General features: G+C 40.8%; 27 protein-coding genes. 13 read left to right on the top strand and 14 right to left on the bottom strand.

Annotation, left to right across the window (positions count from 1 at the left end; genetic code table 11):
- The first annotated feature begins 60 nt into the window (after window positions 1–60).
- The gene (locus tag C1A47_RS03805) at window positions 61–525 is read left to right on the top strand and encodes an Lrp/AsnC ligand binding domain-containing protein (protein WP_004903917.1); all 465 of its coding nucleotides are present in this window, start codon (window positions 61–63) and stop codon (window positions 523–525) included.
- Here C1A47_RS03805 and folE2 read toward each other — a convergent pair.
- Window positions 511–1,419, bottom strand: a complete 909-nt coding sequence (gene folE2 / locus C1A47_RS03800; protein ID WP_111892589.1) for a GTP cyclohydrolase FolE2 — start codon at window positions 1,417–1,419, stop codon at window positions 511–513. The genes C1A47_RS03805 and folE2 overlap by 15 nt on opposite strands.
- Before the next feature lie 2 nt (window positions 1,420–1,421).
- Window positions 1,422–2,621: a zinc metallochaperone GTPase ZigA gene (gene zigA / locus C1A47_RS03795; protein WP_111892587.1), complete on the bottom strand. Its 1,200-nt coding sequence runs from the start codon at window positions 2,619–2,621 to the stop codon at window positions 1,422–1,424.
- 182 nt (window positions 2,622–2,803) lie between these two features.
- On the opposite strand from zigA, the gene cybC reads away from it, so the two are divergent.
- Window positions 2,804–3,187 carry a cytochrome b562 gene (gene cybC, locus C1A47_RS03790; protein WP_111892585.1) on the top strand — a complete coding sequence of 128 codons (384 nt, stop codon included), beginning with the start codon at window positions 2,804–2,806 and terminating at the stop codon, window positions 3,185–3,187.
- A 63-nt stretch (window positions 3,188–3,250) separates the two neighbouring features.
- Here cybC and C1A47_RS03785 read toward each other — a convergent pair whose 3' ends face one another.
- From C1A47_RS03785 to C1A47_RS03775, 3 genes are all read right to left on the bottom strand, one after another.
- Window positions 3,251–3,940, bottom strand: coding sequence for a D-Ala-D-Ala carboxypeptidase family metallohydrolase (locus tag C1A47_RS03785; RefSeq protein ID WP_111892583.1), 690 nt, complete (start codon window positions 3,938–3,940; stop codon window positions 3,251–3,253).
- A 100-nt stretch (window positions 3,941–4,040) separates the two neighbouring features.
- Window positions 4,041–5,036, bottom strand: coding sequence for an LLM class flavin-dependent oxidoreductase (locus C1A47_RS03780; RefSeq protein WP_111892581.1), 996 nt, complete (start codon window positions 5,034–5,036; stop codon window positions 4,041–4,043).
- A 68-nt stretch (window positions 5,037–5,104) separates the two neighbouring features.
- The gene (locus C1A47_RS03775) at window positions 5,105–5,542 is read right to left on the bottom strand and encodes a glycine zipper domain-containing protein (RefSeq protein ID WP_111892579.1); all 438 of its coding nucleotides are present in this window, start codon (window positions 5,540–5,542) and stop codon (window positions 5,105–5,107) included.
- A 391-nt stretch (window positions 5,543–5,933) separates the two neighbouring features.
- Between C1A47_RS03775 and prfA the strand changes: the two genes are divergently transcribed.
- The 4 genes from prfA to C1A47_RS03755 all read left to right on the top strand — a co-directional run bounded on the left by prfA (window position 5,934) and on the right by C1A47_RS03755 (window position 10,494).
- A complete protein-coding gene (gene prfA, locus C1A47_RS03770) occupies window positions 5,934–7,022 on the top strand; it encodes a peptide chain release factor 1 (protein ID WP_111892577.1) in 1,089 nt (362 codons plus the stop codon).
- Entirely contained in the window at window positions 7,022–7,843 is an 822-nt protein-coding gene (gene prmC, locus C1A47_RS03765; RefSeq protein WP_111892575.1) for a peptide chain release factor N(5)-glutamine methyltransferase, read from the top strand. The genes prfA and prmC overlap by 1 nt, the downstream gene beginning before the upstream one ends.
- 271 nt (window positions 7,844–8,114) lie before the next feature.
- Window positions 8,115–9,434 (top strand): NCS2 family permease, encoded by a 1,320-nt coding sequence (locus C1A47_RS03760; protein WP_111892573.1) that lies wholly within the window; start codon window positions 8,115–8,117, stop codon window positions 9,432–9,434.
- A gap of 61 nt (window positions 9,435–9,495) precedes the next feature.
- The gene (locus tag C1A47_RS03755; RefSeq protein WP_111892571.1) at window positions 9,496–10,494 is read left to right on the top strand and encodes an adenosine deaminase; all 999 of its coding nucleotides are present in this window, start codon (window positions 9,496–9,498) and stop codon (window positions 10,492–10,494) included.
- Window positions 10,495–10,557: 63 nt separating this feature from the next.
- On the opposite strand, the gene C1A47_RS03750 is transcribed toward C1A47_RS03755, so the two are convergent.
- Window positions 10,558–11,112: a cytochrome b gene (locus tag C1A47_RS03750; protein WP_111892569.1), complete on the bottom strand. Its 555-nt coding sequence runs from the start codon at window positions 11,110–11,112 to the stop codon at window positions 10,558–10,560.
- Window positions 11,113–11,333: 221 nt separating this feature from the next.
- Here C1A47_RS03750 and C1A47_RS03745 point away from each other — a divergent pair, with 221 nt between their 5' ends.
- Window positions 11,334–11,720, top strand: coding sequence for a hypothetical protein (locus C1A47_RS03745; RefSeq protein WP_111892567.1), 387 nt, complete (start codon window positions 11,334–11,336; stop codon window positions 11,718–11,720).
- 9 nt (window positions 11,721–11,729) lie between these two features.
- Window positions 11,730–12,299, top strand: coding sequence for a ribonuclease HII (rnhB, locus tag C1A47_RS03740; protein WP_111892565.1), 570 nt, complete (start codon window positions 11,730–11,732; stop codon window positions 12,297–12,299).
- Between the two features lie 81 nt (window positions 12,300–12,380).
- Here rnhB and csrA read toward each other — a convergent pair whose 3' ends face one another.
- The 4 genes from csrA to C1A47_RS03720 all read right to left on the bottom strand — a co-directional run bounded on the left by csrA (window position 12,381) and on the right by C1A47_RS03720 (window position 17,970).
- Window positions 12,381–12,635: a carbon storage regulator CsrA gene (gene csrA / locus C1A47_RS03735; RefSeq protein WP_004753025.1), complete on the bottom strand. Its 255-nt coding sequence runs from the start codon at window positions 12,633–12,635 to the stop codon at window positions 12,381–12,383.
- A 237-nt stretch (window positions 12,636–12,872) separates the two neighbouring features.
- Complete coding sequence (locus C1A47_RS03730) at window positions 12,873–14,153, bottom strand: aspartate kinase (protein ID WP_111892563.1); 1,281 nt, start codon at window positions 14,151–14,153, stop codon at window positions 12,873–12,875.
- Window positions 14,154–14,213: 60 nt separating this feature from the next.
- Window positions 14,214–16,850, bottom strand: a complete 2,637-nt coding sequence (gene alaS, locus C1A47_RS03725; RefSeq protein WP_111892561.1) for an alanine--tRNA ligase — start codon at window positions 16,848–16,850, stop codon at window positions 14,214–14,216.
- 346 nt (window positions 16,851–17,196) lie between these two features.
- Window positions 17,197–17,970 (bottom strand): hypothetical protein, encoded by a 774-nt coding sequence (locus tag C1A47_RS03720; protein WP_111892559.1) that lies wholly within the window; start codon window positions 17,968–17,970, stop codon window positions 17,197–17,199.
- A 127-nt stretch (window positions 17,971–18,097) separates the two neighbouring features.
- Here C1A47_RS03720 and C1A47_RS03715 point away from each other — a divergent pair, with 127 nt between their 5' ends.
- Complete coding sequence (locus tag C1A47_RS03715; RefSeq protein WP_111892557.1) at window positions 18,098–19,126, top strand: type I glyceraldehyde-3-phosphate dehydrogenase; 1,029 nt, start codon at window positions 18,098–18,100, stop codon at window positions 19,124–19,126.
- 12 nt (window positions 19,127–19,138) lie between these two features.
- Entirely contained in the window at window positions 19,139–19,450 is a 312-nt protein-coding gene (locus C1A47_RS03710) for a hypothetical protein (protein WP_111892555.1), read from the top strand.
- 23 nt (window positions 19,451–19,473) lie between these two features.
- On the opposite strand, the gene C1A47_RS03705 is transcribed toward C1A47_RS03710, so the two are convergent.
- Window positions 19,474–19,773, bottom strand: coding sequence for an AzlD family protein (locus tag C1A47_RS03705; protein ID WP_111892553.1), 300 nt, complete (start codon window positions 19,771–19,773; stop codon window positions 19,474–19,476).
- Entirely contained in the window at window positions 19,770–20,516 is a 747-nt protein-coding gene (locus C1A47_RS03700; RefSeq protein ID WP_111892551.1) for an AzlC family ABC transporter permease, read from the bottom strand. Before C1A47_RS03700 ends, C1A47_RS03705 begins: the two co-directional genes overlap by 4 nt.
- Before the next feature lie 153 nt (window positions 20,517–20,669).
- On the opposite strand from C1A47_RS03700, the gene C1A47_RS03695 reads away from it, so the two are divergent.
- Window positions 20,670–21,125 (top strand): Lrp/AsnC family transcriptional regulator, encoded by a 456-nt coding sequence (locus C1A47_RS03695; RefSeq protein WP_111892549.1) that lies wholly within the window; start codon window positions 20,670–20,672, stop codon window positions 21,123–21,125.
- A gap of 179 nt (window positions 21,126–21,304) precedes the next feature.
- Here C1A47_RS03695 and C1A47_RS03690 read toward each other — a convergent pair whose 3' ends face one another.
- Window positions 21,305–21,907 carry a hypothetical protein gene (locus C1A47_RS03690; protein WP_111892547.1) on the bottom strand — a complete coding sequence of 201 codons (603 nt, stop codon included), beginning with the start codon at window positions 21,905–21,907 and terminating at the stop codon, window positions 21,305–21,307.
- Window positions 21,908–22,115: 208 nt separating this feature from the next.
- Entirely contained in the window at window positions 22,116–22,514 is a 399-nt protein-coding gene (locus C1A47_RS03685; protein ID WP_111892545.1) for an Lrp/AsnC family transcriptional regulator, read from the bottom strand.
- 115 nt (window positions 22,515–22,629) lie between these two features.
- On the opposite strand from C1A47_RS03685, the gene C1A47_RS03680 reads away from it, so the two are divergent.
- Both C1A47_RS03680 and C1A47_RS03675 read left to right on the top strand, forming a co-directional pair.
- Window positions 22,630–23,187 (top strand): isochorismatase family protein, encoded by a 558-nt coding sequence (locus tag C1A47_RS03680; RefSeq protein WP_171294324.1) that lies wholly within the window; start codon window positions 22,630–22,632, stop codon window positions 23,185–23,187.
- A gap of 129 nt (window positions 23,188–23,316) precedes the next feature.
- A complete protein-coding gene (locus C1A47_RS03675; protein WP_111892543.1) occupies window positions 23,317–24,483 on the top strand; it encodes an ATP phosphoribosyltransferase regulatory subunit in 1,167 nt (388 codons plus the stop codon).
- Window positions 24,484–24,516 lie beyond the last annotated feature (33 nt).

The following is a 24,516-nucleotide window of genomic DNA, read 5'->3' as shown; positions in this document are numbered from 1 at the left end:
AAATATAGTGAATTCTATAAGTTTTCGCTGACAAATGACTTCTAGGGAAGGAAAAAATCTATGCGACCATTAGACCGTACAGATCGCCTCATTTTGGACATTTTGCAAAGAGATGGGCGTATTGCCATCAGTGAGCTTGCAACTCGGGTGAATTTATCCACTACGCCTTGTTCTGAGCGTGTGAAACGCTTAGAGCGAGACGGGATCATTACTGGTTATTATGCGCGTGTTAACCCTGCATTAGTAGATAAAAATTTGTTGGTTTTTCTTGAGATTAAGCTCTCTGCCAAATCTGGGGATGTCTTTGATCGGGTCGCGCATGATCTGGCACAAATTCCTGAAGTTTTGGAGTGCCATCTCATTTCAGGTGAGTTTGATTATCTGGTGAAAGCCCGCCTGAAAGAGATGAGTGCCTATCGACGTTTGCTTGGCGATTTACTGAAAAAATTACCTGCTTCAGCTTCATCACACAGCTATGTGGTTATGGAAGAAGTTAAAGAAACTTTATATTTAGATGTCAGTTAACCAGTGTTCAGAATGCTGATAAGCAACCGCATTATGAGGGTGTAAACTCTCCTGATGGTCAACCTTGAGTGACCAATCTGTATAATGTTGTGTTAAAGCATGACTTAAACGCCGTGCAGCATCTTCCACAAACATCAGGTTTTCCCCGTTACGCTTGGCAAATGTTTGTTCATCAATTCGCTTGACCGCGGTTTGCGTTGAGGTCTGCAAGGTTTCTTCGATGAGATCAATCAATTCCACAATTTTTAAGTCCTGAGTTGTTAAGTGGTGTCGAATCGTGACGTGAGCCAAACTGCGTTGACTATGCGGTGTAGCAAGAGATGCATTTTGTAATAGCCATTCAGCCACCTGTTGCGTATTGACTTCGATATCTTCGGAATAATCGGCAAGAAATGCATCGTAAATAACCTGTCGGGAGAGTGCGGCTGAGCATGGACAGGTGGATGAATAACTCACTTCGACACCCAGTTCAAGGGTGAATTTCCCATTTTCCAATTTTGCATGAAGTCTGGCAGGGTAAGATTTCCAGCCAAATAGCTCAGGGCTTGAAAGTGCATGGCGTTGTAAGAGTAACTTAAATTGGCAATTAAACTGTGCTGCTGAAGAGCCACAATCTTGATGACTCATGACCATCTTTTGTAAAAGCTGAGAGATCTCCAAAGTGCTGAGTTGATGCAGTTGATTGCAGTGCTGATATAAACGCGACATGTGAATGCCTTTAATATCTGCACGAGGTAAATTAACCGTAGCATCGACTTTACAAAGAATAGGGTAAGTTCCTGTACTTTGCTCAAGTTGTAACGGTAGATCAATGCCTTGCATACCGACCCAAGCCAAAGGGCTTGAGTCATTTGGCTGCTGAGTTTGTGAAATGTCAGGCAGACTTTGATTCATGATCAAACACTCCAGCCTTCGAATGGATTGTTAAAGCCTTGCCAAGCATTTGGGCCAAGAGCCATTTCATCATCATTGAGTAAGCAAGCATCAAACTTGGCAATTAATTGTTGTTGATCCATCTGCATTCCAATCAAGACAATTTCCTGACGTGCATCTCCAACTTGCTTGTCCCAGTATTTTCGAATTTCAGCCAGTGATTCAGCATCTTGTGGCCACTCCTCGGGTGGAATGCTCGCCCACCAATAGCCAGCCATGCCATGACGCGCCATTGCACCTGCTTGTGACCAAGATGCAGCCATAGTTGGAGCGCTGGCAAGCCAAAAGAAGCCTTTAGAACGAATCACGCCTTGCCATTCATTTTGGGTGAGTTGATAAAAGCGTTCAGGGTGAAACGGACGGCGAGCACGATAGACAAAACTGTGAATACCATATTCTTCCGTTTCAGGCGTATGTTCACCACGTAACTCTTTTAACCAACCTGGCGCCTGGGCAGCTTGTTCGAAGTCAAATAATTGTGTATTTAAAATGCTGTCTAGGGGAACTTTAGAAAACTCAGCAATTTGAATTTTTGCGCGTGGATTTAGACGATGCAAGATCGCTAAAAGTTGTTGCTGTTGTTCTGTGTGAATTAAGTCAATCTTATTAATAATGAGCACATCACAAAATTCAATTTGGTCGATGAGCAGATCAACCACACAACGTTCATCTTCTTCGCCGAGAGACTCACCGCGTTGATGTAGCATATCCATAGATGCATAATCTTTAAGGAAATTAAACGCATCAATGACCGTAACCATCGTATCGAGTTGTGCAAACTGATTCAGAGAAATGCCGTGTTCATCTTCAAAAGTAAAGGTTTCAGCAACAGGCAAAGGCTCGGAAATACCTGTAGATTCAATCACGATTTGATCAAATTTATTTTCTAAGGCTAAGCGTTTTACTTCGAGTAATAAATCTTCTCGCAAAGTACAGCAAATACAGCCATTGCTCATTTCGACCAGTTGTTCATCTGTACGGGAAAGTGCGGCTCCCCCTTGTTTGACCAATGTTGCATCGATATTGACTTCGGACATGTCATTGACAATCACCGCGATTCGACGACCTTCTCGGTTATTTAAAATATGATTAAGTAAAGTGGTTTTGCCTGCACCTAAAAAACCTGAGAGAACAGTCACAGGAAGTTTTTTTTGGGTCAGCATAGCGAATGTCCTAAACACAATGAATGCATTAATGTTATGTTATAATATAACATTAATGCAAGTGCTTAACATTAGTTTACTTAAATTCAACGTGATAACTGACTTTCTACTTCTATTTCATTTCAAAGTTATGGCATGCTTGCCAAGTCAAGATAACTTACCCAATAACCAATAGGGACGTGATGATGAAAAAATTTGTGTTAGGCGGTGTTCTGGCGGTATCAACATTACTTGCTAGCCAATGGGGCATTGCAGCGAGCTTAGGTAGCGATATGCATATTCTGGCGAGTAATTATAATACCTTTGCTAGTAGTAATAATCCAAAACAGGCAACGCTTGCTTTGAGCCAAATGCGTGCTGCTGCGTTAGACGCAAAAAAAATGCCACCAAATCGAGTGCAAAAAGATCCTCAACAATTAAAAGCGTATCGCGCAGGTTTTGATGATTTAGTCATGGAAATTGATAAAACCAATGCCTTGGTGAAAGCTGGAAAATTGGCTCAAGCTAAACAAGAAGGTCAAAAGATATTGACTATTCGTGATGTAAACCATAAAAAATTCCGTTAATTGAATATATTGTTCGAATAAAAAATCCGTCAAATTGACGGATTTTTTATTCATGGTTTGTTTTTATTGAATTATTTCTCCGCATAGAGAACTATGCCATGTATGGTCAGGCCCCCATGTTCGAAAACCTTGTGTGTCGATATGAATTTGTCCCGTACTATAAATGCCGAGTCCCATATTGAGCGCTTGTCCTTCTTGTTGCCAAAATTTGCAAAGCTTAATCTTGGTTGCTTGAATTTCTGATACTTCTTGTTCTGAAGGTTGAGGTGGACCAATTCGAAAATCAATCGCTGAGTTGAGTACATGGCTTGATGATTTTGCACCACCTGCACAGCGATTTAGATAAGGAGAGCGGTAGCTGGATGTGACTTCAAAATCAGTAATAATGCCTGTGTCATGTAGGTGTTTGAGTAAACGTAAAGTTGGGACGGCATTTTGCCAGACGGATGGCTCTGGAACATCATATTCATCATAATTGCATTGTTGCCAGTCACGAGCAGAACGGAACATTTCAAAATCGGGGACAACAAATTGAACCTGTTGCTGTGCTAAAAAGCTTTTATATGCTTGAACTTTATATTGATGATCACTCTGTAACAGCCAAGATTGGTATGAAATAGGAGGAAGTGCAGTGTGTGGAATGGATGGCTGAACAGGAATTTTTGTTATTGATTTTGAAGTTGGAGGTGTCTCGGTACAACCAATAAAACTACAAGAAATTGTCAGGAGTATACTTATCCGTTTCAGCAACATAAACCACAACTCAAAATCGCATAAAAGTTATAGTATAACGTAATAAGAAGAGCATGGGGTAACGTTGCTTTACAGAAGTGTAATGATCGGTTTAACTAACTTATTTCATTTCTATTAAATATCTGAAGTTATTGAGTCGCTTTTGCATGTCATAAATATCGCAAGTGAAAATGAACTCATCGACAGCTAACTGGTCTGCTAATCGTTGTAAACCGTGTTGTACTGTTTCAATTGAACCAATTTGAGCAAGGCGATAAAAATTATGAACAGCTTGTTGTTCGTCAACTGACCATAACCCTTTCATAGATGGAACTGGTGGTTTAAGTTTTAAGCTTTGTCCGTGGAATAAAGCCAAAATGCGCTGATACGCAGTCGTTGCTAAAAACTGGGCTTCTTCATCCGTTTGTGCAACAACTGTAGGGACACCAATAGCGATATAGGGTTGATCAAGATATTCCGAAGGTTGAAAGTTTTCTCGATAAAGTTTTATTGCTTCTTCTAAAAAACGAGGTGCAAAGTGTGAGGCAAATGCGTAAGGGAGTCCTAGTTGAGCAGCCAGTTGAGCACTAAATAAACTTGATCCTAGCAAGAGAACAGGAACATGGGTGTTTTGTCCTGGTGTGGCAATAATCTGCTGATTGGGGCGCGGTGTTTTGAAATATTGCAGAATTTCTAGAACATCTTGGGGGAACTGATCTTCGGAAGCCTGATGACCACGTCTCAATGCCCGCATCGTTATCGGATCTGTACCAGGAGCACGTCCCAAGCCGAGCACTACACGATTAGGAAAGAGTGTCGCCATTGTCCCAAATTGTTCTGCAACAACAAGAGGGGCATGGTTGGGTAACATGACACCCCCAGAACCTAAAGTAATGTGTTTGGTATTTGAAAGTAAGTAGGTCAGTAAAACTGACGTCGCAGAACTCGCAATACCACTCATATTGTGATGTTCTGCTAATAGCATGCGATAGTACCCAAGTTGCTCTGCATACTGGGCGAGTTGCAACGTGTGTTCTAAAGTTGCTTGGGTGCTCTGGCCTTCACGTATTGAAGCTAGCTCCAAAATCGAAAAGCGAATATCGCTGAGATTTCTCATAGTTCAAATGGAGTTATTATAATAATGAGTGACTAATATACCCCATTTTAACCTGATTAGAATACTGCTTAGCGGTAGTAGTGGTGATGATGTCTGTGATGATGTGCTTGACTATAATAATAGTTACGGTCAGCACGTTTATCATTGGCAATTCTATTGCCCAAGACTGAACCACCCGCTGCACCTAAACCAGCACCCACCAGTCCGCCACGGTTACCACCGACATTTTTACCGACAGAATAACCTGCTGCACCACCAACAGCACCGCCAATGGCTGCTGATGTTCGGTTGTGACGGTTGCTTGAAACAGCGGCACCAGCGCCACCACCAATGGCTGAGCCGACAAGGGCACCACTGTTGCCACCGATGTGGCGGCCAACAGACGTGCCTACGACACTACCAAGAGCACTTGTAATAGCGACATTAGCATCACCTGCGTGAGCAACACTTGTAAGCGCTGACGTTGCCAACGTGGCACTCATTAAGATCATTGCGAATTTTTTCATCGTTGATACTCCATGTCATCGAACATATTTGATTGCTGGCAAAGGTAACAAGATAATTCAGATTAATCATGAAGAATTCACACAGCCTTACGATGCTTTAGTTAATGTTTGTATGTTTTATATTAAAATAATTCATTAAATGATCAATTGTGAGACTTATACAATTTAAGTGCAATGTTATGGCAATTTTCCGTAGTGCTCAAAATAAGGTGGCGGGTGGTTCTTTTGATTTTGCTTTTTAGATAAATGATTAGGAGAACAAACTGGGTTTAGTTGTTCATCGATTTTACATATAAAAAGGCTTAGGTTTATTTCTGATAAGAATGAGTTAAACTATGTGCAGTTCGAATTCTGCTAGTTTTAGCACTGTTATTATTGAGATATTTTTACAATGAAAGAATCGTTGCGTTTACGATTAGACCAACTCTCTGACCGTCATGAAGAGTTAACCGCATTATTGGCGGATGCAGAAGTGATTTCTGATAATAAGCGATTCCGCAAATTATCCCGTGAACACAGTGATTTGTCTGAAATTACCGAAGTCTGGCAAAAATATCGCCAAGCTGAAGAAGATATTACAACCGCAGAAAGTATGCTCAGCGATCCTGATTTTAAGGATATGGCTCAAGAAGAAATTAAAGAAAATAAAGCCTTAATTGAGCAACTTGAAGCTGATCTAAACATTCTCATGATTCCTAAAGATCCAAATGATGCGAACTCAGCATATTTGGAAATTCGTGCAGGAACAGGAGGGGATGAAGCTGCAATTTTCTCAGGTGATTTATTCCGTATGTATAGCAAATACGCTGAAACGCAAGGTTGGCGTATTGAAATCCTGTCTGAAAATGAAGGTGAGCATGGCGGTTATAAAGAAGTCATTTGTTTGGTGAATGGTGATGGTGTCTATGGCCGCTTAAAATTTGAAAGTGGTGCACACCGTGTACAACGCGTACCTGCAACTGAATCGCAAGGTCGAGTACATACTTCAGCGTGTACGGTTGCGATTTTACCTGAGGTTGATGTTGATACGACGGTTGAAATTAACCCTGCCGATTTACGAATTGATACTTACCGTGCATCGGGTGCGGGTGGTCAGCACATTAACAAAACAGATTCAGCCGTGCGTATTACCCATATTCCAACAGGTGTTGTGGTGGAATGTCAGGACGAGCGTTCACAGCATAAAAACAAAGCCAAAGCGATGGCGCTCTTGGTGTCGCGTTTGGAAAATGCCAAACGTGCAGCGCAAGAAACAGCAACCTCTGAAATGCGCCGTGATTTGGTCGGTTCTGGCGATCGTTCGGAGCGTATTCGTACCTATAACTATCCACAAGGTCGTATGACTGATCACCGTATTAACCTGACTTTATATAAGTTGGATGCGATTATGGAAGGTGATTTGACTGAGTTGCTCGATAGTTTACATCGTGAATATCAGGCGGATCAGTTAGCCATGCTTGCACAGGAAAATGGCGGCTAATGAAGATTGCAGAAGCTTTAAATCTGCGAGGTGATGCCGATAGTTACGAGCGTCAGGAAGCGATCTGGCTGCTTGAATATGTTATTGGCATGAGTGCCTTGGAACTCAAGTATCGTGGTGAACAAGATTTGACGGAAGATCAAGTTCAACAATATAAGTCAGGACTGCTGCGTTTAGAGCAGGGTGAGCCTTTAGCTTACGTGATTGGTTCACAGCCATTTTGGACGCTGGATTTAAAAGTGACTGCTGATACTTTAGTGCCGCGACCTGATACCGAAATTTTGGTTGAAACTGTACTCAATCTGGATTTGCCTGAACAGTGTTCAATGGTGGATTTAGGGACGGGGACGGGCGCAATTGCTTTGGCACTTGCCAGTGAACGCCCGCAGTGGCAGGTTTTGGCAACCGATATTTATTTGCCGACTTTGCAGGTCGCACAGGAAAATGCGCAGCGCCATCATTTACAGCAAGTGAAGTTTGCCTGCGGCGCATGGTTTGACGCAATTCCAGCGCAAAAGTTTGATTTGATTGTGTCAAATCCGCCTTATATTGATCCTGAAGATGAGCATATGGCGCAACTGGGTGCAGAGCCTTTACGTGCATTGGTTGCCGATGAGCATGGATTGGCAGATTTGCAGACCATTGTGCAGCACTCGGTAGATTGGTTGAATCCCAAAGCATGGGTAGTTCTAGAACATGGCTATGATCAGGGTGCTGCTGTGCGAAACATATTTGCAAATGTTGGATTTATCCAAATTCGTACCGTACAGGATTATGGACAAAATGATCGGGTGACTCTGGCACAGTGGTTAGGTAAGTAAAGGAACTGATAAGATCATCACAAAATGCAACATTTTGCAGACTTATGTTATACTAAGGCACTGTTTTTTGGCTGAGCATTAACTGACTGCCAAATATTTAAATGAGCTGCATCGAGAAATGCGGCTTTTTTAATTTCATTTGGGGTAGTTAAGGTGATTTACATAGATTGAGCATTGAGTTTAGCAATGCTCAATCTATGTTGTTTTACGAATTCTCTCGTGAATGTTGACGTGTATTGCACACCACCGACATTTTTTTCAAGGGCTGTATATGGCGACTCCTCAATCTTCATCAGGTGTACTTGAGCGTTTATTTAAGTTAAGTGAAAACAAGACAACGTTTAGAACAGAAGTGCTTGCAGGTGTAACTACATTTATCACCATGTGTTACATCATTATTGTTAACCCATTGGTTCTTTCTACCACAGGAATGGATCATGGTGCGGTATTTGTAGCGACCTGTCTGGCTGCAGCCATTGGTTGTTTAGTGATGGGATTAATTGCAAATTATCCAATCGCACTCGCACCTGGTATGGGACTCAATGCATATTTTACCTATTCAGTGTGTTTAGGTATGCATGTGCACTGGCAAACAGCGCTGGCTGCGGTGTTTATCTCAGGACTTATCTTTGTTTTAATTAGCTTTTTGAAAGTCCGTGAAGCCATTGTAAATGCAATTCCAATGTCACTTAAATTTGCGATTGGTGGCGGTATTGGTCTGTTCTTGGCACTCATTGCATTAAAAAATGCAGGCATTATTGTTCATAATGACGCCACTTTAGTGGGTTTGGGTGATATTAAGCAACCCACTGTTTTGCTGACTTTACTGGGCTTTTTAATGATTGTGATTTTGCATCACTTCCGTGTACGCGGCGCAATTATTATTAGTATTTTGGCAATCACTGCGATTTCAACCGTGATGGGCTTAAACAAGTTTCAAGGCGTGGTGGGTGAGGTTCCATCATTGGCACCAACATTTTTGCAAATGGACTTTAAAGGTCTGTTCACTGCAAGTATGGTTGGGGTTATTTTTGTCTTCTTCTTGGTGGACTTATTTGACTCGACAGGTACCTTGGTGGGTGTTGCACACCGCGCTGGCTTATTAAAAGAAGGTAAGTTGCCGCGTTTGAAAAAAGCTTTGTTTGCTGATTCTAGTGCCATTATTGCAGGTGCTGCACTGGGTACATCTTCAACGACACCATATATTGAATCGGCCTCGGGCGTTGCAGCAGGTGGACGTACAGGTTTAACAGCAGTTGTGGTTGCGATCCTATTTTTAGGATGTCTGTTCTTTGCTCCATTGGCTCAATCAGTTCCTGGTTTTGCAACAGCACCAGCGTTATTGTTTATTGGTGTATTGATGATTCAGGGGATCACCCATATTGAATGGGATGATATTACTGAAGCTGTTCCAGCCTTTTTGACTTTGGTGTTCATGCCATTTGCCTATTCAATTGCCGATGGTATTGCAATGGGCTTTATTAGCTATGCATTAATTAAGCTATTCACAGGAAAAGCACGCAGTGTGCCTTATATGGTGTGGATTGTGGCAGTGCTTTGGGTGATTAAGTTTATTGCCTTTGGCGGTTAATTTTTAATTAAAATTTGGGGTGTAAACTCGGTTTGCACCCTTTTTGTTTTTAGGAGATAACATGAGTCAACTTGATCTCATTCGTGCTTTGCCAAAGGCGGAGCTGCATGTACATATTGAAGGTACGTTTGAGCCTGAGCTCATGTTTGCGATTGCGAAACGCAATCAAGTTGCGATCCCTTATCAAACGATTGAGGAAGTGAAGCAAGCCTATAATTTTCATAATCTGCAATCATTTTTAGATATTTATTATGCAGGTGCGAATGTCCTGATTCATGAGCAAGATTTTTATGATCTGGCTTGGGCATATTTTGAAAAATGCCAGCAGGACAATGTCGTCCATACGGAAATGTTCTTTGATCCGCAAACCCACACGGTGCGTGGAATTGCATTTGAAACAGTGTTGAATGGTTTAATGCGTGCATGTGATGATGCGAAAACCAAATTGGGCATTAGTTCAGAACTGATTATGTGCTTCCTGCGTCATTTAAGTGAAGAAGATGCCATTGAAACACTTCAGCAAGCTTTGCCATTTAAAGATAAAATTATTGGTGTGGGACTCGATTCAAGTGAAGTGGGGCATCCACCAGAAAAGTTTGAACGTGTTTTTGCACAGGCACGTGAAGCTGGCTTCTTGATCGTTGCACATGCGGGTGAAGAAGGTCCAGCAGAATACGTGTGGCAAGCATTGGATTTGCTCAAAGTCAATCGTGTTGACCATGGGGTTCGTTCAGAAGAAGATCCTGTTTTAATGCAGCGTTTGGCAAAAGAACGTATGCCATTGACTGTATGTCCACTCAGTAACTTAAAACTGTGTGTTGTTAATGATATGCGTGATCACAATATTAAACGCCTGCTTGAGCAGGGTTTATGTGTGACAGTCAATTCAGATGATCCAGCTTATTTTGGTGGATATATGAATGATAACTTTGTTGCGATTGCAGATGCGTTGCATCTGACTGAAGATGAATTGAAAAAATTGGCGATTAATTCATTTGAAGCATCTTTCTTGAATGATGTTGAAAAAGAAAAATGGATAAATCAAATCCATGCATTGTAAATTTTAGATTCTTTAAATTCTGAAAAAAGGAACGTGAATGCGTTCCTTTTTTATTTGAAATCACTACTTTGGTTGGCGAGTCATGCTGAGCAGAACAGTGTCTTTATTGATAAAATGGTGTTTAAGTGCTGCCAAAATATGTCCAACCAACAATAAACCTGCTGCCCAAGACAAGTAAATATGAACAGGTTTTACAATGTTCATAATGTCTGGGTTTTTATCCAGAAGTTGTGGAATGTTAAACAAATATAAAACAGGTGCAGGATGCCCAGCAGTCCAGCTAAATAAGCAGCCAGTAATTGGTAATGCTAGTAACATGAAATATAGCCCTAAATGTCCCAAATGTGCCATGGTTTTCATACTTGTAGACATGCTGTCGGGAAGTTGTGGAGCAGGGTGTGTGTAGCGCCAGAAAATGCGAATAACCACTAAAAATAAAATGGTGGTTGCAATATTTTTATGCAGTGTAATGACATCACCTTTGAATGCACCATCTGTATCGTAGCTGAGGAAATTGCCACTATAAAAACCGATGATCCACGCACTAATAAAAATAATTGCCATCAGCCAATGTAGATACTGTGCCGTACGCGTGTAATAAGGTGACTGTGTGTTCATGAAGCTTTCTCAATTGGAAGCTGTTTATAGGTTTTTGCATTATAAAAATTGAAGATATTGGCTTAAAATGCAATCTGCGTAACAGTGTTGTATGAAATTTAGAACAATCTCTTGTTTTATGGTCTGATTTCATACAAATAGTCATGTGGACGGTAAAAATCACATGCTTTTTGTAATGCTTTGGGCAAAATATCCCAATTAATTTATGGTGTAACTGCAAAATGAAAAAATCTTTTGGCGTACTTTGTGCTTTGACAATGTTGTGTAGCGCATGTGCAACAGATGGAACGTTAGTAACTGGTGATTCGCAAACAGGTACTGCACAGCAACTGGGAATGACAGCGATTAAAATTGCAATTAATGCCAAGTGTACTACGGAAATTAATAACCAGCCTGCATGGCAAATCATGAGTCGTGCAATGACGACTGAGCAACAACAAACGGTTCAAAATAATGTTTGTGGCTGCGTAAGTGATAAAGCACCTGAGAATATTACTGCTGTTGATTTAGCAACCGCTGCAATTGATCCTACTGCTCGCGCAACAATTGTTAGTAATGCTGTGACACGTACATTAAATCAGTGTGTTGCTGAAACATTAAAACGCTAGGAAAAATACATGAAAATTGCAGGAGTCGATGAAGCAGGGCGAGGTCCTTTGGTAGGTTCGGTTGTTGCGGCAGCCGTTATTTTAGATCCGAATAATCCTATTGATGGCTTAAATGATTCTAAAAAACTGACTGAAAAGAAGCGTGAAAAATTATTTGTTGAAATTCAGGAAAAAGCGTTGGCATGGTCAATTGCAGAAGCAACCCATGAAGAAATTGATCAGTTAAATATTTTACAAGCGACTTTTCTAGCGATGCGTCGAGCAGTAGAGGGTTTATCTGTCCAACCTGAAAAGGTTTTAGTGGATGGTAATCAGATTCCAAAAGGTTTAACGATTGCTTGCGAAGCGATTGTTGGGGGAGATGCAACTCACGCTGAAATTAGTGCAGCCAGTATTTTGGCTAAGGTGACACGTGATCGGCAAATGCTGGAACTAGACCAACAATATCCGCAATATGCTTTTGCAAAACATAAGGGTTATCCAACCAAGGCACATTTTGACGCAATTGCCGAATTTGGTGTAATTGATCAACATCGCCGTAGCTATAAGCCTGTGAGAAAGGCTTTAGGCTTAGAGTGAGTGTATTTAAAATATTAAAAGCGACCAAACGGATCGCTTTTAATATTTTTACAGACTGCATAGCAATACGCCATCTGTAAATTAGCGGTTAAACTTATTTTGATTAAACTCATCATCGTAAAATGATGGTTGATAATCTTGATCAATGTTTTGAAGGTGCTCGTGCATAGCGCGTTCATGTTGAATGCGTTGATAAATCTCTTCACGATGCACTGATACTTCTTTGGGAGCGTTCACACCAATGCGAACTTGATTGCCTTTAACACCAAGTACGGTCACACTGACTTGATCCCCAATCATTAAAGTTTCTCCGACACGTCGAGTCAGAATCAGCATGTCTATCTCCTTGCTAAGCGCCAAACCTGCATTGCTGTCATGCAAAAATTAAACCACAACCTCAGAAAAAATAATTTAACAGCAAGCGATAACTACTAAGAAGCAGTAGGATACCGTGATTGTTAAATATTTTCTAAATATTCTCTGCTAATATAACAGAGCCGCTCTAGTTTCCATAGAGCGGCTCTCGTTTTTTCTCACTCATCTTCTTAAAAAGTTGAAGATGGTGAATAAGCTTTAAGCACGTGCGCTACTTTCACCATGTTCACGGTCTAAACCGAAAGCAGTGTGTAGGCTACGAACAGCAAGCTCTAAATAGTTTTCTTCAATTAACACAGAGATTTTGATTTCAGAAGTTGAAATCATCAAAATGTTAATGTTTTCTTCAGCAAGAGCTGTAAACATTTTGCTTGCAACGCCCGCATGAGAACGCATACCAACACCCACGATAGACACTTTAACGATGTCATCACGTGCAGTCACTTCACGTGCGTTAATTTCTTTCGCAATATTGTCCAAAATTGCTTTTGCTTTTGCGAAGTCCGTACGGTTTACAGTGAAAGTGAAGTCGGTTGTACCATCTTCTTCAATATTTTGTACGATCATATCGACTTCGATGTTGGCAGCACCGATTGGAGATAAGATTTTTGAAGCGATACCTGGTTCATCAGGTACACCTAAAATAGTCAATTTAGCTTCATCGCGGTTGAATGCGATACCAGAGATAATAGGCTGTTCCATAGTGTCTTCCGCTTCAGTTGTAATGAGTGTACCTACGTTTTGTTTGAATTCATCATCAAATACGCCGTCGTTATCGTTGTCAAAACTTGACAAGACACGTAGCGGAACCTGATATTTTCCTGCGAATTCAACTGAACGAATTTGTAAAACTTTTGAGCCTAAAGATGCCATCTCAAGCATTTCTTCAAAAGAGATACGATCAATTTTCTTCGCTTTTGGTGCAACACGTGGATCGGTGGTATATACACCGTCAACGTCTGTGTAGATTTGGCATTCATCTGCACGTAGCGCAGCAGCAAGTGCCACACCAGTCGTATCTGAACCACCACGACCAAGTGTTGTTGTATTGCCAATCGCATCTACACCTTGGAAGCCAGCAACCACAATTACACGACCTTCATCTAGATCGGCAGTCATGACATCGGTATCGATTGCTTCAATACGTGCTTTGGTAAAGGCGCTGTCGGTCTTAATACCCACTTGACGACCTGTGTAAGATTTAGCTTCAACACCAATTGAATTGAGTGCCATCGCTAACATGGAAATAGTAACCTGTTCACCCGTAGATACCATTTGGTCAAGTTCACGAGGATCAGGTGTCTCGGTAATGGCTTTCGCGAGAGACAACAAGCGGTTGGTTTCACCACTCATTGCAGACACCACCACAACCACCTTGTGACCATGATCATGCCAGCGCTTCACGCGACGAGCTACATTTAAAATGCGCTCGGGTGTTCCCATTGAGGTACCACCATATTTTTGTACGATTAATGCCATAATTTTTCCATACAAGCCGTGACCCTGCTTTAAACAGGGTCAGTTACACAAAAAGTGAGATTATTTTTGCTCAAGCCAAGCAGGGAGTGCTGCCATAACCTGATCAAACTTGTCATTGAGTGGTGCCCCGCCTTGTGCTAGATCTGGTTTCCCACCGCCTTTGCCACCAAGCTCTTGGCTTAAGTGCTTGATGATATCACCCGCTTTCAAGGTTGCTGTGAATTCTTTCGCAACTGATGCCAATAAGCTCACTTTGTCAGCTTCAACACCCGCTAAAACAATCACAGCATTGTCGAATTTGGACTTGATACTGTCGTGTAAGTGTCGTAATGCTTTCGCATCGACGTTTTGAACGCTGCTAATCAAAGTAGTTCGACCAGCAATCGTTTGCATTTGGTTGATCAATTCACTTGCTTGGAAATTCGCAAGTTTTTGATTCAACTGTTCAATCTGTTTTTGCAAGCTTGATGCTTGCTCAACAGTTGCTTGAACTTTTTCTAGGGTTTGGTCTTTTTGAGCTTTCAATAGACCATTGATGAGTTGAATGGTTGCATCGGTTTTTTGTACAACTTCAAGCGCTTTCGTACCTGTAACCGCTTCAATACGACGAACACCTGCGGCAACACCACCTTCAGAGGTGATTTTGAACAGACCAATGTCACCTGTGCGTTTAACGTGAATACCACCACAAAGTTCGATTGAGAAGTTTTTTTCATCAATGATCGAACCCATTGATAATACGCGAACTTCATCACCATATTTTTCACCAAACAGCATCATTGCACCTTTGGCTTTGGCAGATTCGATGTCTAGTACTTCAGTTGTTACCGCAGTGTTGGCAATCACTTCACGATTGACCAAACGTTCAACTTGTTGAAGTTGCTCGAAGCTCACAGGTTGGTCATTGGCAAAGTCAAAACGTAAAATGTCAGAAGCAACCAAAGAGCCTTTTTGTTGAACGTGAGCACCTAAAACTTGACGCAGTGCAGCATGTAACAAGTGAGTTGCAGAGTGGTTACGTGCAGTAGCTTCACGCAAGTCAGCTTTGACAGTGGCTTCCACATTTTGAGCAGCTTTTAGGCTACCCATGGTTACGATACCTTGGTGAACAAATGCCGCACCTGATTTTTTGGTGTCTTGAACTTCAAAAATACCTGTCTCGTTTTTGAAGATACCCGTATCGCCAATCTGACCACCGCTTTCAGCATAGAAAGGGGTTTGGTTCAGTACGATGAGGGCTTCGTCACCTTCAACCACTTCGTCAACCTGTTCGCCATCTTTATAGATTGCGACGATTTGACCTTGACCTTGAGTTGCAGTGTAACCTTCAAATTGAGTTTCACTGTCCACTTTCACAATGCTGTTATAGTCAACATTGAATTTGCCTGCATCACGCGCGCGTTGACGTTGAGCAGCCATTTCAGTTTCAAAACCAGCTTCATCAATGGTCAGTTCGCGTTCACGTGCAATGTCAGCAGTCAAGTCAGCAGGGAAGCCGTATGTGTCATAGAGTTTGAACACGACTTCACCAGGAATAACATTGCCTTTTAACTGGCTGAGTTCGCCTTCAAGAACTTTCAAACCTTGTTCAAGCGTTTTTGCAAACTGTTCTTCTTCTTTGATCAGTGCTGCTTCGATGCGTTCACGGTTCTCGATCAATTGCGGATAAGCTTCGCCCATCACGTCAATTAAAGGTTGCAACATTTTGTAGAAGAATGTGCCAGTTGCACCAAGTTTGTTACCGTGACGAATCGCACGGCGGATAATACGGCGTAACACATAACCACGACCTTCATTCGATGGGTTAACACCATCAGCAATCAGGAAGCAGCAAGAACGCGCATGGTCAGCAACCACACGTAAAGACGGTTGTCCTTGATCTTCTGTTCCAATAATTTCAGCCGCCGCTTTAATCAGGTGTTGGAACAAGTCGATGTCGTAGTTCGAGTTTACGTGTTGTAAAACGGCAGAAATACGCTCTAAGCCCATACCTGTATCAACAGAAGGGGCAGGCAATGCATGTAACACGCCATCGGCAGTACGGTTAAACTGCATGAAGACGTTGTTCCAGATTTCGATATAGCGGTCGCCATCTTCTTCGGCAGAACCAGGTAAACCACCCCAGATATGATCACCATGATCGTAGAAAATTTCAGAACAAGGACCGCAAGGGCCTGTATCGCCCATTGCCCAGAAATTATCTGATGCGTATTTTTCGCCTTTATTGTCACCAATACGGATAATACGTTCAGCAGCTAGACCAACTTCTTTGTTCCAGATGTCATAGGCTTCATCGTCTGTATGGTAAACAGTGACATAGAGTTTGCTTTTGTCCAAACCGAGCCATTGCTCTGAGGTTAAGAATTCCCATGCATAGGTAATAGCATCACGTTTGAAGTAATCACCAAACGAGAAGTTACCCAACATTTCAAAGAAAGTATGGTGACGTGCAGTATAACCAACGTTATCTAAGTCGTTGTGTTTTCCGCCTGCGCGAACACATTTCTGTGAAGTTGTCGCACGGATATAATCACGTTTTTCTAAACCCAAGAAGCAGTCTTTGAACTGGTTCATACCCGCATTGGTAAATAGTAATGTTGGGTCATTCGCGGGAACGAGAGAACTCGATGCGACACGTGTATGACCTTTTGTTTCAAAGAAATGCAAAAAGGCTTCACGAATTTCAGCGGACGTCATAAAACGTGTACTCACAACAAGTCACTCCATCTAATCATTTTGGCTAAACGCATTAAATCAAATCTTTTAGAATAGTAAAACTGATTAATACGAGGCTGATAATTTAAAAACGCCAAATTATAACGAAAAATCAGGGTATGACCAACGATTTTAGCTATAAATCACGACAAATCTATGAAAATAAGTCTATGTTTGTTATATGCTTTCGGTGATTAAATTGTAAGCATTTTTCCTGATTTTAAAGAAATTGCTCTACTCAAACCGAAAATAAAAGAGTGGTTTGTGTTTTTTAAGATAAAAAATTGATTTTTAATATATTTTATCTTAATGGTGCAAAATTAAATATCTAGAGTGCTTCATGCACCAATCCATCATCTGGAATCACATAATATGTGCCATTAAATTGGATTTTATAGCGTTTTTTGATGATTTGTTTTTGTGATTGACAACTTTCTATATCCACTGTGTTGATCGTTTTGGTTGTCTGAATACGAATGTCTTGTAAACCGAAATGTGTTTGTGGATTTAAAATCAAAATTCGATCAACTGCTGAAAATACGCCTCCACAGCCAATTTGTATTCCAGATGAATCATTTGTCATAAGATCTAAAATTTTTCGAATTTTTTGCTTATGTTCTAACTGAAGCAGTAATAAACGATCTTCTTGAGCTTTGATTCCTCCATATACACTGTGAGATAACCTGATACCAAGTACATCTTGGTTTGTTAAGTTAGAAAAACGATGGGTATCAAATTCAATGCCTGTAAACTCGAGAGCATCAGATTCAATATTTTTTTCGATCACTGTGTGACTCATTGGTTGTGATAATGCGGGATCAATCAGGTAAAGCGTTAAATTAAAAGTTTCTGGGACATCATCTTCGTTATGTGGTGGAGTAGAAGTTAAGCGACTAATTGCCAAAGCAACTTTTTGCTGTTTTGAATCAAGGTTTAAGCAACTGATATAATTGTCATTATCTTCTGAATATTGACTTTGTTTGAGGTGGTATTTCTGGAGTAGCTGGGTTTGCTGGCTTTGAGAGCAGAGTGAATAAGCTTCTGCTGCAAAGCTCAAATGACATAAAAGCAGAAGGGAGCAACACAGGAAAATTTTTTTCATTGTTTTTATGGGTATGTAGCTAATTGTTTTTGAATTATATTTGAAAAATGGATTGTTCAGCTATCATCACCATCTTGAATGTTTTAAGATAACGGACTCAATTTGGGGTTATTAGGAAATTAAGATCATGCAACGAATCGCAATTAACGGATTTGGGCGAATAGGGCGCAATGTCATTCGGGCATGGTTTGAAAATCCAAAACAATTTCATTTCGATATTGTTGCGATCAATGATATTGCCGATGTCGAAACCTTACTGCATTTGTTCAAATACGATTCAACACATGGACGTTTTAAAGGGAAAGCGGAAATTGTCACTGAGCAGGGTGATAGCTTTTTAGCTGTACAGAGCGCAGGACAATCCTTAAAAATTCAGGTCTTCCGTGGTTCACAGCCAGAACAATTACCATGGGATCAACTCAATATTGATGTTGTACTGGAGTGTACAGGTTTATTCCGTTCCCGTGAGGCAGCAACTCGACATTTAAACGCAGGTGCGAAGCGCGTGATTATTGGGGCTGCACCGTTTGATAGTGTTGATATTGCAGTGGTGTATGGGGTGAACCATCTGGATGTCAAAGTCAGCGATCAAATTATTTCGAGTGTTTCCTGTACCACTCAGGCTTTAGTGCCGTTAGTCAAAATTTTGGATGATCATTTTGGTATTGAAACTGCGTTGATGACCGAAATTCATGCGGTGACAGCCGATCAGTCGGTACTGGATCACGCTCACCGAGATTTGCGCCGTGCACGCGCAGCAGGGCACAATATTATTCCAACAACATCGAGTGCTTTAGGTGCGTTAAAACGGGTTATGCCGAAAATGGCCGATCGAATTGATGGTTATTCAATTCGTGTACCGACCATTAATGTGGCTGCGATAGATTTAAGTTTTGTCGCTCAAAAAGCTGTGAGCATTGAGCAGCTTCACAATGTCTTAAAACATGCTGCCGATACATATTATGCTGAGATTATGTCAGTCACCGACGAGGTCTTGGTGTCGAGCGATTTTAATCATTCACCAGAGTCATTAATTGTTGATTTTACTCAGACTATGGTGGTTGGACGTCAGGCAAAAGTATTTGCATGGTATGATAATGAATGGGGTTATGCAAATCGCTTATTGGATTTGTGCGAGTCATTTACTGAACAATAATAGGATAATGCAATGATGCTGATTTGGCTTTGGGGATTAACCAGTCTATTGACGATTGTGGTTGCGGTTTTGGGATGGATGTATGTTAAAAATCAGCGTCAGGATTTAACAGGACTTTCTGAAAATCATCATTTGAAACAGCAGGTGACCCATTTAGAAGATCACCTGAAAAAGACATTGGAAATTATGCAGGATCTAGCAAAGAAGATGCATGTGCAACAAGAAGCACTAGATCATACCAATGCTAAGTTACAGCAGTTAGAGCAACAGCATATCGACATGGTGCATGTTATTAGTAAAGCAATCCAGCCTACTCAAAAGTGAGTAGGCGGTTTTTATTCTAATCACTATAACAAAACCATACGTAGTGCTGCAGCAGAGAGCATGCTCACAATAACGGTTGGTAGCAGTGAAAAACGCGATGCTGCAAGTAGTGTGATTGCCATGGCGATCACATCTACAATATTGTCTCGGACAAAATAAGGGGCAATGACCGAAATCAGTACGCAGCCTGGAACAACTTCCAAAATCCGTTTTTGACGAGCACTCAAAGTTCTGTTTTTAAGTAAGATGTAGCCTAGAACACGTGTGGAATAAGTGGTTAATGCGACACAAATGATGGCTAATAACGTCATACCATGAATCATTCTGCACCATCTCCTACAAAAAAGAATGCTGAAGCAATCCCGAAAATTGCACCAATTGGCACATACCAGCCTTCTGGCAAATACAGATAAGCGATGACGGCTGCAATTAAACTGACTAACCATGGTCGAGCTGCTGCAACGCCTTGCCACATGCCACGAATGAGCACTAAAAACACCGCAGGGAATGCCATATCAAAGCCCCAGCGCGTAATGTCTCCAATGACAGGGCCAACTGCGCCACCAAGTGCTGTACAGGAAATCCACATGGCATATAAGGCAAAACAGATTCCTGAGTAAAATGCCATATTGAATCGTTGGCTGAGTTGGTATTGTGAGTTTTGCTGAGCATTGGCCATTCCCATCGCCCAACTTTCATCGCACATGAAAAATAAAGCAGGTAAGACTTTTTTATTGGGTAAATGCTTTAGATAAGGAACAAGGCTCGCCCCCATCAGTAGATGACGGCTGTTCACTAGAAGGGTGACAAACATTAGCATGAAAATTTGCGGTGGATTGGTCCACATTTCCAAAATAGCAAACTCTGAACCTCCCGCGAAATTCAAACCTGTGAGTAATGGGATTTCCAGTAAGCTAAAGCCCTTTTGAGTGGCTTGTGTACCGAGAACCATTGCAAAGGGAACCATGCCAATCAGGATCGGAATTGACGCTTTCAAGCCACGTTTAAAGTCAACAAATTCACTCGAATCATTCAAGCTTTGTGCAGTATTTTTAAGCGTCAACATGTCCATATACCTAATTGGGTGATCATAAAATCAGAAAAATAGTTTATGGCAATGCTGGCAGCATTTGGCGCTAAAATTAGCGTTGATTTTATCTATTTTGGTATATTATGCTAATTAAATAATAAAATTTAGAATTTAAATGCTGAGAAAATTATGGATCAAATTGATAGACGAATTTTGCAAGCCTTGCAGCATGATGGAAAGTTGCAAAACAACGAGTTGGCACAGCGCGTTGGCTTATCGGCTTCTCCGTGTTTGCGACGTGTGAAGCAGCTTGAAGATGATGGTGTGATTGAGAAATATGTAGCGTTGATTGATCCAGCCAAAGTCAATTTGGGTTTAACAGTTTTCGCCCGTATCTGGTTAAAAGAGCAGTCAGCTTATACGGTAAACCATTTTGTTGAAGCGATTAGTGATTTGCCTGAAGTGGTTGAATGTCAGCTCATGGCGGGAGATTGTGATTTTTTCTTGAGAATTGTGGTCTCAGATTTAGAGGCTTATCGTCAATTTCAGATTCAGCGTTTAAATAAAATTACGGGCATTCAAAATGTGAAAACCGAGATTCCCTTACAAAAAGTGAAATTAACGACTGAGTTGCCGATTTATTAAGTTAAATGATGATCTGTAGATTGATGCTTGAAGGGGGCATAGTCTTCAAGCATTGATGAAATTATTCTCGGTTTAAAAAGCCTACCTGAATATCTTCAGATAGGTCAGCATGCCACCATGTATAAATACTGCTTTTAATTCCTTGATCTTGTTCAGGGGTATTGAAAGGTTCATTATCTTTAAAAATCAAAACAATTCTTAGATATTTTTTGATCAAGTGAAATATTATTAATTTTATATAAAATTAATTTCTCACCACTACCATTTCTATTGGTCAAACTACTCACTTTCCCTTGTGAATCTTCCCAAGCACCTTTAACACATTCTTCTAATGGAATATTTTGTTCTTCACTAAAATCCATCAATATTTGGTTTTTTGAATTGAAATGTAATAGAAAATTACCTCCATCAGTGATATTTGCATGGCAGATATAATCATCCTTATTTTTAATTTGGCTACAGATAGCTTCTTGTTGATACCAATTACTACGATCTAAATATTTCAAATAAATAGACATTAATATTTTATCACGATCATCATCAAAATCTGCTCCTAAATCTTTACGTGCTCGTTTAGCCTCTTTAGGAATAAAATCTAATTGAACAAAAATATTAGTTACACGCTGTGATGGATGAGTATTCAAATGTTTTTGTGTATATTCACGTTGAAAAATCTGTGTATAAACAAGTTTATCATTTTTCCAAATTTGATCAGTACTCTGTGAAAAAACATTATGGCTAAAGCCTAGAATTAAATAGAGAATATATTGTTTTTTTTGCATCAAAGTTACCTGTATTTATTACCAAGCAAGGATAGGTTTTTTCTAAATTAGATTGCAACATCACTTGTCAGCTAGTTTCATAAATTGAAAACACCAAATGTGAAATGATTTTAAAGTTATATAATTTTGTGATGAATATGGATAAATTGCTGATCAATTCTGAAAGATGAATGGTCTAGAGAATAGTAGTATTACTGATTTACTAAATTTACTCGATTTGACGGACAACGCTATCCACAGAATACTGCCCCCAGTCTGAAAGCTGTTCAATAAAATGATTGAGTGCTGAATGGTCGAAATGTGCAACTAGCATATAACACGCTGAGCCTGAAACTTTAAAACAGCTTTCAATCTGTTCAAATTGCTGAGTAAAAGCTTCAAATTCAGCAAATCGATTATTTTGCATCATCACACGGATAAACTGGGTCGCATGGTGTTGAATCACAATACTGTATTTTTGAATCAAACCTTCATCTTGCATTTTGGCTATGCGTTGCCCAACGGCTTGTCCTGTTCGGTGTACCATTTCTCCAATTTCTTTATGTGACAGGCGAGAGTCATTTTTTAAAATGGTCAAGATTTTGGTGTCAATTGGATCTAAAGACATGTGAAAGCCTGATAATTTTCAAGATGAAAGAAATGAGTCATACATTCTTTCATGCTGATCTGCGTTTCGCTAGCGCATTTCCTTAATCTACAGGTAGATTCAACAGATTGAGGAAATGAATGTGAAAAAGACTGCATTATTGGTGATTGATGTTCAAAATGATTATTTCCCAACAGGTAAAATGGCACTTTTTGCGCCTGAACACGCCTTGGAAAATATTCAGCGTTTAGAAAAAGCATTTCATCAGGCACAAGCGCCGATTATTTATATTCAACATATTGCAGCTTCTCCTGAAGCCCCATTTTTTGTTGCGGGCACTCAAGGCGTCAAATTGCATAAGGATTTGGCAATCAATTCAGCATCCATCATTGTCGAAAAACAGTTTCCAAATAGCTTTTTTCAGACGGATTTAAAAGAAATCTTGGATCAATTGGGGGTTGAACAGGTGATCGTTACAGGTATGATGACCCATATGTGTGTTGATGCGACCTCGCGTGCTGCGGCTGAATATGGTTATCAGCCGATTGTAATTGCCGATGCAACGGCGACAAAAGATTTACAATATGCAGGGCGAACGGTGATTGCTGATGATGTGCAAACTGCATATTTGTCATCTTTTCAAATGTTTGCAAAAATTGAAACGACACAGAAATATTTGAGTCACACAGTGTGATTAAAATAATCAAAAGATAAAAATCTCAGTGCATGTGTGTATCTTACGTGCTAGACTAGGAGAAATCGGGTGTGTTCCCGATTTTTTTATGCGGATCATTTCCGCGCAGACAAAATTTAGGTTTACAACATGCCCATTTCAGAGACATGGTTATTACCTGATGGTGTAGCTGATGTATTACCGGAACAAGCGCAAGTCGTAGAAGCTTTGCGTCGTAAAGCATTAGATTTCCTCGCATCGCGTGGTTATCAGCTGGTGTACACGCCATTTATCGAATACATCGAATCTTTATCTTCCCTTTCCGAATCGAATCAAGATTTAGACTTAGCCACATTTAAAGTGATTGATCAGCTTTCTGGTCGATTACTGGGTGTTCGTGCCGATATGACACCACAAGTGGCACGTATCGATGCGCATGTGCGTCCAGTTCAAGGTGTAGCGCGTTATTGCTACGCAGGTACGGTATTACATACAAAACCACAAGGGTTTAATACCTCCCGCGCACCTTTACAGCTAGGTGCAGAATTGTTTGGACATGACAGTATCGATGCCGATGTAGAAATGGTTGATGTCATGTTGAGTTTGATCGAAACTGCTGGACTGATTGAAAGCGTGCATCTAGATTTAGGGCATGTTGGATTATTCCGTAGTTTGGTGAAACTCGCTGGATTGAATAAAGAAACAGAACGACATTTGTCTGATCTTTATCAGCGTAAAGCACTGCCTGAGTTGGCAGAATTTACCCAGTCAATCAGCTTTGGCTCAGATTTTTATGCACTTGGACGTTATTCAAGTGATTTAGATGCATTGCAAGCGAATTTAAGCCCTGCAATCTTGGCTGATGTAGCGTTTAAACAGGCACTAGAAGCTGTCATTACCACGCATGCACAAATTCGTGCACGCTGGAAAAACCTGAATATTGGTATCGATGTCGTTGAGTTACGTTCGTATCATTATCATACAGGTTTAATGTATGCAGTTTATGCACCAAACCGTGCTGCACCACTGGCTCAAGGTGGACGTTATGACGGAATTGGTGAGCACTTCGGTCGTGCGCGTCCTGCAACTGGTTTTAGTTGTGACTTGTATGCACTATGTGCAGGTCAGTTTCAGCAGGTGACCACTGTGGTTGCACCGAAAGGGATTGATGCAGATTTGGTAGAAGCAATTGGACAGGCTCGAGCACAAGGCTTAAGTGTAATTCAATTGTTGGGTAATGATGATTTAAACTCGGTGCCATACGCAACTCACCAGTTGGTGCAGGTTGCAGGTCAGTGGACCATCGAGAAAATTTAATCGCTCAATCAGGTGTTCATGTCACTTGATTCA

Source organism: Acinetobacter sp. MB5, from assembly GCF_003261585.1.
Lineage (GTDB): Bacteria > Pseudomonadota > Gammaproteobacteria > Pseudomonadales > Moraxellaceae > Acinetobacter.
Note: the sequence above shows the minus strand (reverse complement) of the source record. Positions and strands in the feature narration are given on the sequence as shown.